The sequence below is a fragment of the Paenibacillus sp. J2TS4 genome (assembly GCF_018403245.1).
GTDB lineage: Bacteria > Bacillota > Bacilli > Paenibacillales > NBRC-103111 > Paenibacillus_L.
In genome coordinates this window covers 158,073-174,362 of record NZ_BOSH01000003.1, presented here as the reverse complement: position 1 = coordinate 174,362, position 16,290 = coordinate 158,073, and the positions used below count along the sequence as shown (strand labels likewise).

Annotated in this window: 15 protein-coding genes; 2 read left to right on the top strand and 13 right to left on the bottom strand. The window is 48.2% G+C overall.

Annotated features, from left to right (window positions below):
- Position 1: 1 nt before the first annotated feature.
- Complete coding sequence (gene mtnB, locus KJS69_RS08180) at positions 2–643, top strand: methylthioribulose 1-phosphate dehydratase (RefSeq protein WP_213583610.1); 642 nt, start codon at positions 2–4, stop codon at positions 641–643.
- Between the two features lie 160 nt (positions 644–803).
- On the opposite strand, the gene KJS69_RS08175 is transcribed toward mtnB, so the two are convergent.
- The 5 genes from KJS69_RS08175 to KJS69_RS08155 form a co-directional block, all read right to left on the bottom strand.
- Positions 804–1,472 (bottom strand): DnaD domain protein, encoded by a 669-nt coding sequence (locus KJS69_RS08175; RefSeq protein WP_249730426.1) that lies wholly within the window; start codon positions 1,470–1,472, stop codon positions 804–806.
- A gap of 160 nt (positions 1,473–1,632) precedes the next feature.
- Positions 1,633–3,132 carry an AAA family ATPase gene (locus KJS69_RS08170; protein WP_213583246.1) on the bottom strand — a complete coding sequence of 500 codons (1,500 nt, stop codon included), beginning with the start codon at positions 3,130–3,132 and terminating at the stop codon, positions 1,633–1,635.
- Positions 3,116–3,658: a hypothetical protein gene (locus KJS69_RS08165; protein ID WP_213583245.1), complete on the bottom strand. Its 543-nt coding sequence runs from the start codon at positions 3,656–3,658 to the stop codon at positions 3,116–3,118. Before KJS69_RS08165 ends, KJS69_RS08170 begins: the two co-directional genes overlap by 17 nt.
- Positions 3,659–3,790: 132 nt before the next feature.
- Positions 3,791–4,282: a cell wall elongation regulator TseB-like domain-containing protein gene (locus tag KJS69_RS08160; RefSeq protein ID WP_213583244.1), complete on the bottom strand. Its 492-nt coding sequence runs from the start codon at positions 4,280–4,282 to the stop codon at positions 3,791–3,793.
- A 25-nt stretch (positions 4,283–4,307) separates the two neighbouring features.
- Complete coding sequence (locus KJS69_RS08155; RefSeq protein WP_213583608.1) at positions 4,308–5,609, bottom strand: amidohydrolase; 1,302 nt, start codon at positions 5,607–5,609, stop codon at positions 4,308–4,310.
- A gap of 304 nt (positions 5,610–5,913) precedes the next feature.
- Here KJS69_RS08155 and KJS69_RS08150 point away from each other — a divergent pair, with 304 nt between their 5' ends.
- Positions 5,914–6,534 (top strand): DUF47 domain-containing protein, encoded by a 621-nt coding sequence (locus KJS69_RS08150; RefSeq protein WP_213583243.1) that lies wholly within the window; start codon positions 5,914–5,916, stop codon positions 6,532–6,534.
- Positions 6,535–6,609: 75 nt separating this feature from the next.
- On the opposite strand, the gene KJS69_RS08145 is transcribed toward KJS69_RS08150, so the two are convergent.
- From KJS69_RS08145 to KJS69_RS08110, 8 genes are all read right to left on the bottom strand, one after another.
- Positions 6,610–7,254, bottom strand: a complete 645-nt coding sequence (locus tag KJS69_RS08145) for a redox-sensing transcriptional repressor Rex (RefSeq protein WP_213583242.1) — start codon at positions 7,252–7,254, stop codon at positions 6,610–6,612.
- Positions 7,251–10,106, bottom strand: a complete 2,856-nt coding sequence (gene dinG / locus KJS69_RS08140; protein ID WP_213583241.1) for an ATP-dependent DNA helicase DinG — start codon at positions 10,104–10,106, stop codon at positions 7,251–7,253. Before dinG ends, KJS69_RS08145 begins: the two co-directional genes overlap by 4 nt.
- Positions 10,107–10,596: 490 nt before the next feature.
- Positions 10,597–11,217, bottom strand: a complete 621-nt coding sequence (locus KJS69_RS08135; protein ID WP_213583240.1) for a tetratricopeptide repeat protein — start codon at positions 11,215–11,217, stop codon at positions 10,597–10,599.
- A gap of 240 nt (positions 11,218–11,457) precedes the next feature.
- Positions 11,458–11,841 (bottom strand): aspartate 1-decarboxylase, encoded by a 384-nt coding sequence (panD, locus tag KJS69_RS08130; protein WP_213583239.1) that lies wholly within the window; start codon positions 11,839–11,841, stop codon positions 11,458–11,460.
- The gene (gene panC / locus KJS69_RS08125; RefSeq protein ID WP_213583238.1) at positions 11,834–12,754 is read right to left on the bottom strand and encodes a pantoate--beta-alanine ligase; all 921 of its coding nucleotides are present in this window, start codon (positions 12,752–12,754) and stop codon (positions 11,834–11,836) included. Before panC ends, panD begins: the two co-directional genes overlap by 8 nt.
- A gap of 38 nt (positions 12,755–12,792) precedes the next feature.
- Positions 12,793–13,647: a 3-methyl-2-oxobutanoate hydroxymethyltransferase gene (gene panB / locus KJS69_RS08120; RefSeq protein ID WP_213583237.1), complete on the bottom strand. Its 855-nt coding sequence runs from the start codon at positions 13,645–13,647 to the stop codon at positions 12,793–12,795.
- 371 nt (positions 13,648–14,018) lie between these two features.
- On the bottom strand, positions 14,019–14,984 hold the full coding sequence (locus tag KJS69_RS08115) for a biotin--[acetyl-CoA-carboxylase] ligase (RefSeq protein WP_213583236.1): 966 nt from the start codon (positions 14,982–14,984) through the stop codon (positions 14,019–14,021).
- Between the two features lie 6 nt (positions 14,985–14,990).
- Entirely contained in the window at positions 14,991–16,286 is a 1,296-nt protein-coding gene (locus KJS69_RS08110) for a CCA tRNA nucleotidyltransferase (protein ID WP_213583235.1), read from the bottom strand.
- Between the last annotated feature and the right edge of the window lie 4 nt (positions 16,287–16,290).

The following is a 16,290-nucleotide window of genomic DNA, read 5'->3' as shown; positions in this document are numbered from 1 at the left end:
AATGACTTTGGAACAAAAACAGAAGGCGTTCGCTGAACTTAGTGAAATTAAAGCAACGCTGGCTGCACGGGGCTGGTTTCCTGCCACAAGCGGCAACCTTTCTGTAAGGATAGGAGATAGGAGCGAGGATGGCCATTCCTTCGCTTTTGCGGTTACCGCGAGCGGCAAAGATAAATCGAAGTCGACTCCCGAGGATTTCCTGATCGTCGATCAGAACGGGCAGCCGCTTGAGTCTACCGGGCTTAAACCGTCCGCAGAGACGCTCATCCACTGCGAAATCTATCGCGTGACCGGATGCGGAGCGATTTTCCATGTGCATACCTTATTTAATAATTTGGTTTCCGAGCTGTATTGGCCGGAGAAATCGATCCCCGTGGAAGGAGTCGAGCTGATTAAAGCTCTGAACATATGGGAAGAGGACGCCCAGATCCGTATTCCGATTCTCCCCAACTATGCGGAAATCCCGAGAATCGCCGAGCTTGTCCAAGGAGCGATCCTCCCGCGCATTCCAGGGATCGTTCTGCGCAAGCACGGAATTTACGCCTGGGGGGCCAATGCCTTTGAGGCTAAGCGCCATTTGGAGGCGTTCGAATTTTTGTTCGAGTATATTTACCGATGGCATTTGCTCAATAAACAAGCGTAAACGGCTGTCGCCGTCCTTAGAAGGCGAAATAACGTTTCGCGGTGAAATCTTATAAATTCTAATCATTTAGCAGATAGAAAAACCTTCGAATGCAGGGGAAAAGATCCCCCTTCGAAGGTTTTTGTTTTCTCTTGCCATAGATCTCATTTCATTTGCTCGTTTATCGGGTCCCACGAAAACGCTGGGCGTGCTCCTTAGCCTGCTCCGGTGTGAAGATGCGGTTGCGGCTCCATTCGAGTAAAATTCGATCAATATAACGAAAATGCACTTTCCCGGCAAACACCGCTTCCTTCAATGCAGCTACGATAAGATCTTTATTGTACTTATCCTGATCCAGCCAGCCGGCTATCGTCTCCAGCTCCATAGGAGTAAGAGGGCGAGCGAATTCGTTCTCAAAGATAGTAAAGATATCCTTGCTTTCCTTCGTCGCAGACAGCTTCCTCTGGCGATCCTCCTCCTTGCACCGATCCCCCCAGGCTGAAGCGAGCTTACGGTACATGCCGGACAAATTATAGCGCTCATACTGAATCCCGGATATGGAGTCTACCTCTTCATCAATATTGATCCAGCCTTCTTTAAGAAGCTTTTGCAGTGCCTGGATAACCTGCTCCGGAGAAGCGGCCATCCGGCTTTGAATTTCTTCGATCGTCGGAAAATCTTTCTTTTCTTTCTCGATAAAAGACATCAGGTGAAGGAGCAGCATAGCCTCCGTATCATTCAGCTTCAAGTCGGGATACATTTTGAGAAACAAGTGGGGGACCGGAAGAGTCCCTTCCTGCAAGCCGACGAGTATCCCTTCCTCCAGTCGCTTCCACTCCTTGTTGTTCACACCATCACCTCATTAGAAATACGAACCACAAACTCTATTGTACTATGTTGGGCAGCTATTTGCACAGATCATATAGAAGCAGAATAAATCGGATAATAAATAGAGAGACTGTTAACATTAGCATTATCCGCTAATGAAAACAGCCTCTGTCGCGGTCTATTCAGGCCGTGCTTTTCTGCTTCAGCATGGCAAGCAAGTTTCGGAATTGATCTCCGGATAACACTTCTTCTTTAATAAGGATGCTTAAAGCTTGAATGAATACCGTGCGATAAGTTTCCAAAATTTCACGTGTTCTTGCCGTCAATGAATCTAATATGGAAGAGTTAGCTTTCATTAGCTCCTCTTTAGTTACCATTTCCCGGTCAACGATTCCCAAGGTCGTCAACCCGGAATCCATCATCATTTTGACCAGATTAAGGGCTTGTTCAAAATCATTGCGGGAACCGGTACTCCGGTTGCCATAGAACATCTCTTCGGCAACCGCTCCGCCAAGTGCGATCATAATCCGTTCTTCCAAATACTCTTTAGTATACAAGTATTGGTCCTCCTGAGGATTATGTCTGACATACCCTAGCGCCGGACCCCGGGGACTGAGAGAAACCTGGGATACCGTACCCGGCTTGACCACTTCTGCGACAATAGCATGTCCCAATTCGTGATAAGCGACGCGTTCGCGTTCTTCGTTGCTTGTTTCGCGATCCGTCTTCTCCCCCATCATCACTTTATCGATCGCCATCGTCAAATGCCGTTGATCGATCGTCTCCTCGCTGTCCCTCATAGCATAGATCGCCGCTTCATTCATGACGCTTTCCAGCTGAGCACCGGAAAAGTGAAAGGTTTCTTCCGCGATTTTTTCCAAATTTACGGTTTCGGCCAGCGGCTTATTTTTCGCGTGAATGTTCAGAATATGGAGACGTCCCTTCTTGTCCGGAAGATCGACCTGAATATGACGGTCAAAGCGACCAGGGCGAAGCAAGGCCGAATCCAGCATTTCCTTACGATTCGTAGCAGCAATAATAAGAATCCGCGGAGTTTCCGTCGTATGAATTCCGTCCATCTCGGTCAGGAGCTGGTTAAGCGTCTGGTCATACTCCCTATGCTGCCCGCCGTCCCTTTTGCCGCCGATAACATCAATTTCATCAATGAAAATGACGGCGCTATCCTTATTTTCTTTCTGAGCCATCGTCTTCGCTTTCTTGAACATCTCGCGAATCCGGCTGGCTCCTACCCCTACGTACATCTCGACAAATTCACTTCCGGAGGCGCTGACAAAGACGGAGTTCGTATAATGAGCCGCCGCCTTGGCCATCAGCGTCTTTCCCGTTCCCGGAGGTCCTGTAAGCAAAATTCCTTTTAAAGGGCGAATTCCGAATTTTTTAATTTCTTCAAACTTTATTATAAACTCCAGGGCTTCCTTCAATTCATTCTTCGCATTCTCTTGCCCGCCAATCTCTTCGAAGGTCAGCGCGACTGGCTTGGTTATCTTCCCCGGCCGCTCTCTCTTCGCCTCCATGTTCATCTTGGGCTTGACAATATACAGTAACGCAATAATCAGAACGGCCATCATGACAAGTGGAATAATGTTAAGTCCTAAAAAAGCGAGAAACAGCAGAACGACCGGAATGACTCCGATTAGTATTTCTTTACTGTACTTGCTCATTCGGCCACACTCCTAACCTAGCCGGAACTCTCGGCAAAATAATATATTTGCTCTTTCCCTCGTGGGTAAGTCGAACATATACATTATTATCGTCCATTTCGGTTACGGCTTGCAAGCCCGGAAGGGTAGCAGTTTTTTCTTCCAGAGTCGCGGGTATTTGGGAATATTGCCTTGTATCCATCGCCTGGGCAATGTCAAACAAGACGAGAGACCACCACTGATCCAGATCGGAAGAAGAATTGTTCTCCACTTGAATAGTCAATTGGCGTTTACCGATAATATTAGCGCCTTCTGTAGCAACCTTCTGATAGATTTCACGCAAATTTGCTTCGCCGTTCAGCTTTACTTTTATATTAACCGCTTGGTTGGACAGCTCCATTTGAACTTGTTCAACACCTTGGGCTTGAGAAACGAGTTCATTAAGCGGAGTTTCCATCGCATAGCTGCGATACATGAACCAACCGCCGAACAAAATTAAACTTGAACAAACTACTGCCAGCAATATTGGAACTACTCTCAGTTTCATCTACGCCCACCTTTCTAATCATTAAGAAGTGATATATACGAGTATATCACAGAATCTATAACGAATGTTAGAAAAATGTGTGAAGGCAAGGGGCTTTATACCATCTGTTCCTTAAGTTTCATAGAATCCCGCTTAAGGCCCCGTCATTCGGTAAGTGTCCAGAAGCTCGCCGTCGGTAAAGCGGTAATAATCATAATAATGCCGCTCTCCTTCTTCTTCCTTCTGCTTGTAGAAAACTTCCCATACCAGTACATCCTGAAGCTTGCCTGCGCTGACACGCAATATTTGAAGTTGTGGATTTTTGGCTGCCGTTTTGTCCCTGACCGTTTCCAAATCCACTCCTTCCCGTCCAAATTTAGTAAGCACCTCGTCTTCGTTGACCCAGACGATCATTTCCTCCTCGCGATCTGACAGGCCATACACGACCATGTAAGGCTTGTCGCCGATGAATGGCTCCACTCTATTAACCTGCTCCATTCTCGTCTCCTGCAGGGCGACAGCGACGGCGTGCTCCTTATCCTGCTTCAGATCCGCTTGAATCGCCTGATAAAATCGAAACGCGATAAACAAAATCAGAATGACAGCAGCGATACTCCCCCATACGATTCGTTTTTTATTGCGCAATTTCTCATTGGCCTCCTATTAGCCGTTATCCGAGCAAAGCGCTGAACCGTTGGCGGAATTCGGCCTTGATCTTTTCTTCATCAAGCGTTAAGCATTGTCCTCCGCTTACGACTTGAGTCCCATTGACATATACATCTGTAACGTCCTTGGCCGAGGCAGAATAGACGACATGAGATATATAATTCGACTTTGGCAATAAATGAGGCTGATCCGCATCCAGGGCGATAAAATCGGCTTTCATTCCCGCTTTAAGCACTCCAACCTCATCCAGCCAAATGGAGCGCGCTCCATCAACCGTACCCATGCGCAGCGCCTGTTCGGCAGGAATGGAAACCGGATCCCCGGATACTCCTTTATGGATCAAAGCAGCCAATCTCATCTCTTCAAACATATCCAGGTTGTTATTGCTCGCTGCTCCGTCTGTACCGAGCGATACTTTAATTCCCGCACGAAGCATCTCGGGCACACGCGCTACGCCACTGGCCAGCTTAAGGTTGCTTCCCGGATTATGGGAGACCCGAACGTCATACTCCTTCAACAGAGTGATTTCCTCATCGGTCAGATGAACTCCATGCGCTACCAGACATGGCCGGGAGAACACTCCGAGCTTAGCCAGATGCTCGGGTGGTCTGCAGCCATATTGCTTCACGTTCTGCTCCACTTCGGCGGCCGTCTCCGACATATGGGTATGCAGAGGAAGGTTCAACTCATGGGCCGCTGCCACGATTCGTTCAATGTACTCCGGAGGGCAGGTATAGGCCGCATGAGGTGCCATCATCGTCGTGATCCGTCCATCCGCTTTGCCGTGCCAATCACGGGCGAATTGCATCGCTTCGGCAAGCTTGGCGCTCTGTTCCTCCGGAGAGCATAGGCCTATGACTCCCCTGGTCAGACAGCCCCGCATGCCGGACTGCTCCACGGCCAGCGCCACTTCGTTCATATGGTCATACATATCAACGAAGCAGGTCGTTCCGCCCTTGAGCATTTCCAGAACGGCCAGCATAGTGCTCCACTTGACGTCCTCTGACGTAAACTTGGCTTCGTTCGGCCACATTTTTTCCTCAAGCCATACCTGCAGCGCCAGATCGTCTCCTACTCCCCTCAACAGAGTCATGGCTGCGTGACCATGAGTGTTAACCAAACCAGGCATATAAATTTTATGACGACCGTCTACTACTTGCGCATATTCTTCAGCTTTCTTGGGCATATTCGGACCTATGTAATCGATGCGGTCCCCTTTAATAACCATAACCCCTTCTATATAGGGTTGTTCCGGGTCCATGGTTATAAAGCTTCCATTAATAATTACCGTTTCCTTCAATGAAATTCCATCCCTTTCAACAAAAATCAACTCTTTTTCCAATGTACCTTTAAGTTCAGTCAAAATCAAGAAAGTTTCCAGATTGTTTATCATTGATCATCATCCGTTGCTTTTAGGAGGGAGAATGTGCTATTTTAAATTTTATGAATAACATTATCGGTTTCTTGGAGTCTGCCCGACGGAAAATACCTCATCCACTACGTGACCCATGCATGTCCCTTAAAAATCAAGCTTGATATGCATGCCATCGAATAAGGATCACCACAAGGTGTGGTCGGCTGGGCTCCTATAGAAGAAAGGGGTCTTCTCAATGTTTAGCGGCAAGAAGAAAGATACAGATTTTTTATTACTATTAATTGAAGCAGCCGAAAATACACTGGAGGCAGCGACTGTTTTTCGGGAGGCCATGTCCGGCTCTGTCCCGCTGGCCCCCTACTTTGATCAGCTCAAAGAGCTGGAGAACAAGGGTGACCAGTTAACCCACGCCATCTTTAAAGGACTGAGCAAAGTCTTTCTTACTCCGATCGACCGAGAAGATATTATGGAATTGGCTATGTCAGTGGACGATGTCGTAGATGGAATTGAAGCGACGATCGCCCGTTTCGACTATTTGAACATCGATAAAACCGATGATTTCATGAAGGAATTTGCCGAAGTAATTGTCAAGAGCTGTGAACATATATTGGAAGCCTTTAAACTGCTGGCCAAGAAGAAGTACACGGAGATTACCGAGCATGCCGTTCATATCAACAGTCTGGAGAACGAAGCGGACCGGTTAATGAGAGAAGGAATCCGAGCGATCTTTGTGGCGCCTAAGGACCCTTATCACGATTTCAAAATTAAGGAGCTCTACGAGCGCCTGGAGCAGACGACCGATTCCTGTGAGGACGTTGCCAACATTCTGGACAGTGTAGTGCTGCGCTACGCTTAAAGAGGTTGTTCAATGCTCTTGTATTAATAATGGCTTGAACTGCTGTATGCAGGACAAGCCATTTTATTATTTATTTTATTCCGAATCCTTGTCCTGGTCTTTATTTAAATAATAGGCCAGGCTCTGAAGATCAGTCGTGAAGTCCGCATGATGAACACGAATGTGTGGCGGCACTTTAATAATGACAGGAGCAAAATTTAATATAGCCTCGACACCGGCATCCACGAACTGATTAGCCACATTCTGAGCTTCCGATGCGGGAACTGTAATAATCCCAATCCGGATTTGCAGCTCCCGAATCGTCGAGGCCAGTTCCGACATCGCAAGCACGGTTAAATTGTTCATGTTCTGTCCGACTTTGTCGGGAATCGCATCGAACACGGCGACTATTTTCATATTATCATGCAGATAGGTATTATAATTGCACAAGGCTCTGCCGAGATTCCCGGCGCCGACCAAAGCGACCTGAATCCTCTGATCGAGCTTAAGAATCTGTCTTATTTTCTCAATCAGGTAAGCCACGTCGTAGCCGATTCCTTTCTTGCCGAATTCGCCGAAATAGGCTAAATCCTTACGAATTTGAGCCGGATTCAAATCCAGCTTGTTTCCAAGGTCCTGAGAGGAAACCGTCGTGACATGCATTCGGCTCAACTCATTCAAAAACCGCAAGTAGATGGGAAGCCGCCGAACGACGGCCTCCGAAATTTTTAATGCTTTCAAGCCTGTTCCTCCTCCATCCATTCTTTGATTCTCGGAACCATCTGCTCTGTAGTCATATGCTCGATTTTGGGACCAGGCAGGGAGTACAGAAAATATTTGCCGTATCGCGTATCGATAACGCGGGTATCATACAGAATGACTATTCCCTTATCACTGGCACGGCGAACGAGACGGCCAAACCCTTGCTTGAAGCGGATGACGGCCTGGGGAACAGACAGCTTCATAAATGGGTTCTCATTATTTTTTTTCAGCTTCTCGCTTTTAGCTTCGACCACGGGATGATTGGGCGGTTGAAAAGGGAGTCGAACGATCGCCAGGCAAGTTAAAGCTTCGCCCGGAATATCGACCCCTTCCCAGAAGCTGCTGGTTCCCAGGAGGACAGCGGATTCACTCTCCTGAAATAATCGGGTCAGCTTGCTCCGGTTATAGCTGTCCATTCCTTGCCCCAACACCTGGATTCCTGCTGGGGCCAGCTTCTCCTTCAGTTCGGAGTAGGTGTTCTTGAGCATCCGATAAGAAGTGAACAGCACGAGCATTCTTCCTCTAGTTTCTACAGCGACGTCATGCAGGGACTGCACCAGCTTGCGGACAAAATAATCTTCTCCCTCTCTTCCTTTAATCCCCGGAAAATCGCGCGGGATGCAAACGAGCGCCTGCTCGCGGTAATTAAAAGGTGATGGAAGCAATACGGTGTTTAATTTATTCGACGAGATCAGCCCCAGCTGCTCGCGGCTGTAGTCGAACGTTTTGCCCACGGATAAGGTGGCCGAGGTTAGCACGACACTTTCTTTTTCATCAAAAATATATTGCTGAAGAATTTTGCTGACATCTGTAGGAACACAAAACAAGTGCAGTGACTTGGCTTTGAATTGTGGACTGGCTTCCATCCAGTAGACATAGTCCGGATCCGTCCGTTTCATAAAGAACCGCAAGGAATCTCGCTGCCGGTTAAGCTCTTTCACCGTTCCGGCCAAATCGGTCAATATACCTTTAAGCTCGTACTCCTCCTGCACATCCTTCAAATCCTGGGCGAGACGGTCCAGCTTACGCAGAATTTCCCCCAAGCCGACATAAATATTATCCTCTATTTTTAGCAGCTCATCCCACTGGGCGGGCAGCTTCTCTTCCTGGATTCTCAGAACGAACTGACCGGACTCGCCCGCCTCGCTTATTCGGCCGCTCACCAAATGAAAGAGCAGCTCCGATAGCTGGTCCCAATGATCTTTGATATCGATCAGCTTGGAATATAGTCCTTCTATGAGGGCACACCATTCCTCAGAGGGCCCCGGCATTTCCTCTCCGAGTCTCTCCAATTGAGAGCGCAAGGAAGGCAGTTGTCCGTTCTTACTGTCCCTATAGAGCCAGAGGAGCGAGTTAATAAAGGACATGTACTTCACTTCAATCCCCATGTGCTTGCTCGCCACATCTTCCAGATGATGAGCTTCATCGATTACCAGGTGCTTATAGGAAGGCAGCAATCTATGCTCGGCTTTAATATCCGTGAATAATAGAGAATGATTCGTTATAATGACATCGGCTCTATTAGCGTCATTCCGTGCCCGATGATAAAAGCATTTTTTGAACCATGGGCAGGCCCGGTTCAGACAAGAATCCGCATCGCTTTCGACGGTCCGCCAAAAATCAGCTCCTTTGCCCGTTAAATGGAGCTCCTCCTCGTCCCCTCTTTCCGTTTCACTTAACCATACGATCATTTGTGCGGCTGTAATCCGGTCATTCGTCGGATAATTAAAATCCTGCATATTGACTTTGTTCTCGAATTTACGGAGACATAAATAATGACTGCGTCCTTTAAGCACCGCGGCTTGGAAAGGCACCGGAAAAATTTCCTGCAGCACCGGAATATCTCTAGTCCACAGCTGCTCCTGCAAATTAATCGTATGAGTGCTCACGAGTATTTTCTTGTCTTCGCGGATTCCGTAATACAAGGATGGAATCAGGTAGCCTAACGATTTTCCCGTTCCGGTTCCGGCCTCAATCATCAAATGCTGGTCGTTATCAAACGAAGTGGCAACCTCTTCCAACATTTGACTTTGCGATTCTCTTTCCTCGTAATAATTGAACTTCTCTTTTAACCTCTGCTTCAAGCCATCATAGAAATGGTCAAAAGGAATTTGCAGCTCGTCCCCCTGCTCCTTCGAACGAATCTCCTCTTCATTTCCCCATTCATCCACATTCATCGCAAACTGTCTATAATATTTGTAGGAATCTTCGTCCACACTGACCTCTGCTTCTTTACGCTCAAGCATTTCTTGCAGAAACCAAGCCAAGTCATTGTTGGAACGATCATCCTCAAACAGCGAGGCGATCCGCTGAACGACTAACAGAGGAAGGCGGTCCAGCTTCTGCAAGCACCGGAGCCAGATTTGTGCGGTCGCTTCCGCATCCGAATCGGCTTGGTGAGGCCGCTCATGCGGAATATCCAGCTCCTGACTGACGTTGGACAATTGCAGACTGGTAAGCGACGGATACAGAATAGTGAGCAGATCGATCGTATCAAGAACAGGCCCCGAAAAAGGCATATAGCCGCATGTATCGAGAGCCCGCTGCAAAAAAGCGGCATCGAAGCCGGCATTGTGAGCAACTAATGCGCTGTCATACAGAAGCCTCTGCATGTCCATCATGACATCTTCCAAGGAAGGAGCGGATTTCACATCTTCTTCGCCTATCCCCGTCAAGGAAGTTATGAACGGGGGGATGGGGATCGTCGGCTTCACCAGACTCGAATAACGCTCGGTTATGACATCGTTCTCTATAATGACGAGGCCAACCTGAATAATTTCATCGGTTGCTTGGCCCCCGGTTGTTTCAAAATCAAGTACAGCATATTTCATCGAAACCGTTCATCCCTTCATTAACAGCCTGCTTCAAGCATACCAGAACATAAAAAAAACGTCTATCTGACGTAAAAGACAAGGATAAACGGCTTCGCCGCTCCTTTATAAGTGGCATTAAAGAAGGGATCATTCCGTTCCGAAGGAAAATGCCTCCGAAGCTTCAAACATCTACACTACTTCCCCAAAAAGTGAAGATGGGCTTCGAAGCGATTCCAGGTACTTTTCGGGGGCCCCGACCAAACCGAGTTCCTGTCTTATTGGATGGGCCTTTGGATGGTTGGAATACAAAGCCAAAACTCGCCCTGGAAGCATCTTTCTTTCTCCACTCCATGATCTATGCTTTAGTTCAGCATATATAGAAGGCTAAATAACATTTCATTTCGCAGTGAATGTAAGCATGATAAGATGAATCTTATTGAAAAAGAGAGGCGCTTTGATGCCCCTCCCCTTCTTAATGTGAACTTTCAAGCAGCCGTCCCTGACGATTTTACCAGCGTAAATCCGTTCCTTGGGCTAAAGATGAATCCACACAAGCCGGATCCTCCTCGAACGCCAGCTGGAAATATTCCATCGCTTTTTCCAAGTTATTGTTTTCGTAGTGCACACAGCCCATTCCGGTGTAAGATATAGCTTTTAATTTTCGATTATCCGTCAAAGGCAATAATATTTTAAATTCCCGGTAAGCTTCCCCCAAATCGCCCAGATGAAAATGACACAGAGCCAGATAAAATCGCCCCAACACAAATTCCGGCCGCTGACGAACCAAAGGGTTCAGCATAAGCACTGCTTGATCAAACATAGATAATTTATAATACCCTTGCGCTTGTTCAAAAACAGATTGATCCACGGGCCCTATAGAGGATGAATTGGTTGACGACAAAATGGCCTTCTTGGGCTTCGTTAAAGATTTTCCCTGGTTGGCTAACGGGAGTAAGGCACCGAGCCTTTCCTCAAAGCGGAGCCATTCCTCGATGCAGGAATCGCTCATGGCTTTCAATGCGATAATTTGCTCGTCAAGCAATTGCTTGCGTGAGCCCGAGGCTGTCGAGTATTCCGACATGATTTCCGACAGGACTTCATTCATTGTGGAGAATAAAGGCTTGAACATCGTTGATCCCACCCTGCAAGCGGAGTCCACGAATCCAAAGACTCGTGTAAAATCATTGTTTGTCAAGGGCGTTCGTTTCATACACGGGTTCCAGTAGTTACATTGCCTGATATTACAGGCAAGCCAATAGAAGGAAATAATGCAGGAAAGCCCTCGCGGGCATCCAATCGCCTCTACTAAAGGGGCGATCTTTAAGGTGCCGTGAGGGCGAATTAAATCAGAGCCATTTCCTTTAAACCGTTAAACTACAGTAGAATGAGGTTCCTGCTTCATCATCGTAACGACTTTGTTGTTCTCGCCCAAGATGGCTACCGTTGGCTCATACGTTCTTGCCTCTTGCTCCGTTATCATAGCATAAGAAATAATAATAACATTGTCTCCCGGCTGCACAAGCCGAGCCGCAGCTCCATTCAAACAAATGACGCCGGAGCCCCTTGGTCCGGGAATAATATAGGTTTCCAGACGGGCGCCATTATTATTATTGACAATCTGTACCTTCTCATTTGGCAGCATATCTACCAGATCAAGCAAATCCTCGTCAATGGTTATACTTCCCACATAATTCAGATTAGCTTCGGTCACCGTGGCCCGGTGCAGCTTCGCTTTCATCATCGTTCTAAACATGGCTTAATGCCCCCTTTAAATCGAGTCCCTCTAACGACAGAATCCGATTATCGATCAATCGCGTTTGCCCGAACCGTACCGCCAGGGCGATCAATATTTGTTTGTCGCCCACAATATCGAGCGCTTGATGCTCCCATTCCTCTAGAGGAAGAAAGGATGGATAAGAGACTATTTCCACATAATCGATATCAGCCAGTGGCGCAGTCGATATTTGGGCTGCCACTTTCTCTTTCAGTTCACCCAGACGAATACCGGGCCGCTTCAGCCACTCCTCAGCATCGTTAAGTGACTGTTGAAGAACAAGAGCCTGTCTGCGCTCCTCGGCAGTTAAATATACATTCCGCGAGCTCATAGCGAGTCCATCCTCTTCCCTCAAGGTTGGACACGGGACAATTTCTACATTCATATTCAAATCCTGCACCATCCGCTGAACAACGGCCACCTGCTGAGCATCCTTCAAGCCGAAATAGGCGCGATCCGGTTGAATGATATTAAACAATTTGCTGACGACCGTCGCCACTCCGTCAAAATGCCCCGGCCGGGAGGAGCCGCACAGGATATCGGTAATACCGGATACCGCCACAGAAGTCAGCATACGCTGCGGATACATCTCCTGAACATCAGGCATAAATACAATAGCGACTCCTTCTTGCCGCGCAACGTTCAGGTCTCTGTCGGAATCCCGGGGATAACGTTCAAAATCTTCATTCGGTCCGAATTGCAAAGGATTGACAAAAATACTTAAGACCACGGCGCCATTGTCTTCCCTCGCCCGCTTCAACAGACTCGCATGGCCTTCATGGAGATACCCTAGAGTCGGTACAAAACCAATCCCTTTAGCGCTGCCTGACGGCTCTCGACGCAAATCCGCTATCGCGGCGCGCATTTCTTTAATTGTTGTAATCACTTTCATCTAATGAGCACACTCCCTATGGACGCCATCTGTGTTCTTTATTCTTTACCACCGTACAAAAAAGTCATCACTTCGTCATCGCCTTGGAAAGCATGATTTTGGTCAGGATATTTCCGCTCCTTGACCTCTTGGACGTATTGGGAAATTCCGTTTCGAATCTGATCCCCGATATTGGCATAGGCTTTAACAAATTTCTTCGGAATAATAGGCGAACCGTATTGCAGCACATCGTGATAGACCAGCACTTGCCCGTCACAGGCCACCCCCGCGCCAATTCCAATTGTCGGAATCGACAGCTCTTTCGTAATATGCGCCGCCAATTCTTCTGTTACCAGCTCCAGCACGATGGCAAACGCTCCGGCCTGCTCTAACGCTTTAGCGTCTTGCAGCAATTGGGCTGCTTGTTTGGAAGTTTTACCCTGAACCTTGTAGCCGCCAATCTGATATAACGATTGCGGGGTCAGGCCAAGATGCCCCATCACCGGTACGCCAGCCTTGACGCAAGCCTCGACCGTACCCGCGATTTCTTCGCCGCCCTCCATCTTTACTGCTTTTCCCAAGCCTTCCTGCATAATGCGGGCCACATTCTTCATCGTCTCATCCAAGCTGCCATGATACGTCATAAACGGCATATCCGTCACAACAAAAGGAATGTTGGCCGCACGGGTAACCGCACGGGTATGATAAATCATATCCTCCAGTGTAACGGGCAGTGTCGAGTCATAACCGAGCACTACGTTGCCCAGGGAATCTCCGACTAGAATAGCGTCGATCCCAGCTTCTTCCGCTAATTTGGCCGATGGATAATCGTAAGCGGTAATCATGGTAATCGGAGTTCCTTGTTTTTTCATCCGCTTCATTGTGGAAGTGGTCACCGGTTTTCTTTGTTCCATATTCATAATCACTCCTTACCCAATAGTAGGGAGGCCACAACAGCCTTCCTCTTTTTCCGTGCTTTCCCATAATGGGTGGAAATGCTCGTTCCTCTAAGCCCATTGTTCAGACCACAATGTAAAAAACCCTTTTTAGCCGAACTAAAAGGGTTCATAAATACACAAAGAAACTGTGTTCCATGATCCTTCTGTCTCGGTCCGTACGGCTCAGAGCAGAATCCGATATGGGAAACGTGCTTTATACAATTGTCTTCTTCTATCCGCAGAGTGCAGTTCGGTTCTTGCCCGATACCGCCTCCTAGATAATATTAGTATAACAAAACGTTCACAATTTCAACATCATTTTTTTGTCATTTCTTATGTTTTTTTGGTTAGAATTGAATATCGCCAGAGAACAGCTTAATCCGCTCTCCATCCGCTGTTTTTACCGTCAACGCACCGGCATCGTCAATATTTTCCGCGGTGCCTTCAATCCATCCATCGTGGGTCCGAATTTTCAGCGGACGATTGAGCGAAATTGTTAAAGCTTCCCACAAAGTGCGAATGGGAGAAAAACCTTGCTGCAAATAAAGCAAATAGAGATCCTCGAACTCCTCCAGAAACCGGCAAATGATATCGATCCGGTCCAAAGGCTTCCCATAGACGATTCTTAAAGAAGTCGCCTGTTCCGCCAATGCCTCCGGAAAATCAGCCGCATCCAAATTCACACTGATGCCGATTCCCGCGACAACATAATTCAACCGATCGTCTTCTCCACTGGATTCCAATAAAATGCCGCTTATTTTGCGGCCATCGATAAGCAAATCATTGGGCCATTTAATTCCTACATTGATGCCCAGCCCTTTGCGCAAGGTGCGGCAAAGAGCTACGGCGGTCAATAATGTCAACTGGGAGGTTTGCTTGAGCGGAATATGCGGCTTTAGAATAACGCTCATCCAAATCCCCTTGCCTTTGGGGGAATGCCATGCCTTGCCCATCCTGCCCCGGCCGGAGGTCTGCTCCTCAGCCAGAATGACCGTTCCTTCCGGACAGCCCTGGCGAACCAGTTCATGGGCCAGGTTTTGGGTGGAATCGACTTCATCATAAATCCGCAGGGAGCTCCCCATAATCTTCGTTCGTAATTGAGCGGTCAGCTTCACAGGGTCCAGCTTCGCCGGCGCATACACCAGCCGGTACCCTTTCCTCGGAACCGCCTCGAATTCATATCCCAGCTTGCGCAAATTCTGAATTTGCTTCCATACCGCCGTTCGCGAGCAATTCAATTTCTGGCTAATCTCTTCCCCTGACACGAATTGTTCCAGATTATTTTCAAACAGCTCAAGCAAATCTTTATTCATGTTTATTCACTCATTTGCCAAATAGTATTGGGCTCTTCGCAGCAGTTCTTCCTTGATGTTAGGGCATTCGCCAAGTGCGGCTTCCCGCAGCAGCCGTTCCAGCAAGCGGCTGATCCAGGGGCCACCGCTGCGTTCCATCCATTCCATAAGATCGGAACCGGATACAGCCAGTTCCCCAAGCCCTTTCACCGGCATTTCCTCCAGCCAGCGCTGGCCATCCTCTGCCCGAACAGCACTCCATGGCACAGCAGGGAAGTCTTCCTCCTCCCTCCCATCGCTTGCGGAGGACAGGACACCTGCAAGAGCCAGCCAGCCGGATGCAGCTTCGACCCCGTACCGAAGAACGGTTTCTTTCCATACCAACTCGGCTGGAACATCCGTGTTCTCTAATGCAAGCCGGGACAGCAAATGCTTATCCATTTCCATAAGCTTGACCAGCTTCTCTGCCTTGTTACGGGGAAAGGTCAGTTGAGCCATCCCTTGTCGAGCCGTATCCGATGCCAGGTTCATGCTTCTTATTAACAATGTCCAGCGCAGATTGGCCTGCTCTACACTATTTATCCGAGCAAGCTCCGGAGGCAGATCCGCTTCTGACCTCCAATGAACAAGCGGCCACGGGAGCTCTCTTTTTAAATGCTCAAGCAGTCCGCTTTTTATTAGCAAAACAAGGCCTCTGTAAGGGTCGGGGCCCGCCATGATCTTCTCCCACTCCGCATAAATTCTTTCCATGGCGATGTGTTTAAGAAGCTTCTTGTTCGCTAGAAGCGCTTCCCATGTTGAATTCTCGATCCGGGAAGCAAAGTTGGCGGCGAACCGAATACAGCGCACCATCCGCAGCGCATCCTCGCTAAATCGCTCCCGTGCTTGTCCAACACAGCGAATGATGCCCTGCTCTAAATCATTCCATCCGCCGAACGGATCGATCAACGTTCCCTCAACATCCATTGCCATCGCATTAATGGTAAAATCTCTGCGTTTTAAATCCTCTTCCAGCTTCTGGACGAAAGCTACTTCTTTAGGCCGCCGGTACTGCTCATAGTCCGACTCGGTCCGGAAGGTGGTTACCTCGTAGGCTTTATCGTTATAGAGCACCATCACGGTTCCATGCTGAAGCCCTGTCGGAACCGTGCGCTCAAAAAGAGCCATCGTCTGTTCCGGCAGGGCGGATGTCGCAATGTCAATATCGTTCGTAGGTCGGCCTCGCCAACGATCCCGCACATAACCGCCAACTACATAGGCTTCGTACCCGTTCTCTAGCAGACGCCGAAGTACATACACGGCTTCCGGTTCCAACGGAATCATGATC

What these genes read in the sequence shown, in the direction of transcription:
- KJS69_RS08135 (WP_213583240.1), bottom strand. Translation starts at nt 11,217, where the DNA reads ATGTTCAAGCCTTTATTCTCCACAATGAATGAAGTCCTGTCGGAAATC.
- KJS69_RS08165 (WP_213583245.1), bottom strand. Translation starts at nt 3,658, where the DNA reads ATGAAACTGAGAGTAGTTCCAATATTGCTGGCAGTAGTTTGTTCAAGT.
- dinG (WP_213583241.1), bottom strand. Translation starts at nt 10,106, where the DNA reads ATGAAATATGCTGTACTTGATTTTGAAACAACCGGGGGCCAAGCAACC.
- KJS69_RS08110 (WP_213583235.1), bottom strand. Translation starts at nt 16,286, where the DNA reads ATGATTCCGTTGGAACCGGAAGCCGTGTATGTACTTCGGCGTCTGCTA.
- panD (WP_213583239.1), bottom strand. Translation starts at nt 11,841, where the DNA reads ATGTTTAGAACGATGATGAAAGCGAAGCTGCACCGGGCCACGGTGACC.
- panC (WP_213583238.1), bottom strand. Translation starts at nt 12,754, where the DNA reads ATGAAAGTGATTACAACAATTAAAGAAATGCGCGCCGCGATAGCGGAT.
- panB (WP_213583237.1), bottom strand. Translation starts at nt 13,647, where the DNA reads ATGGAACAAAGAAAACCGGTGACCACTTCCACAATGAAGCGGATGAAA.
- KJS69_RS08115 (WP_213583236.1), bottom strand. Translation starts at nt 14,984, where the DNA reads ATGAATAAAGATTTGCTTGAGCTGTTTGAAAATAATCTGGAACAATTC.
- mtnB (WP_213583610.1), top strand. Translation starts at nt 2, where the DNA reads ATGACTTTGGAACAAAAACAGAAGGCGTTCGCTGAACTTAGTGAAATT.
- KJS69_RS08170 (WP_213583246.1), bottom strand. Translation starts at nt 3,132, where the DNA reads ATGAGCAAGTACAGTAAAGAAATACTAATCGGAGTCATTCCGGTCGTT.
- KJS69_RS08150 (WP_213583243.1), top strand. Translation starts at nt 5,914, where the DNA reads ATGTTTAGCGGCAAGAAGAAAGATACAGATTTTTTATTACTATTAATT.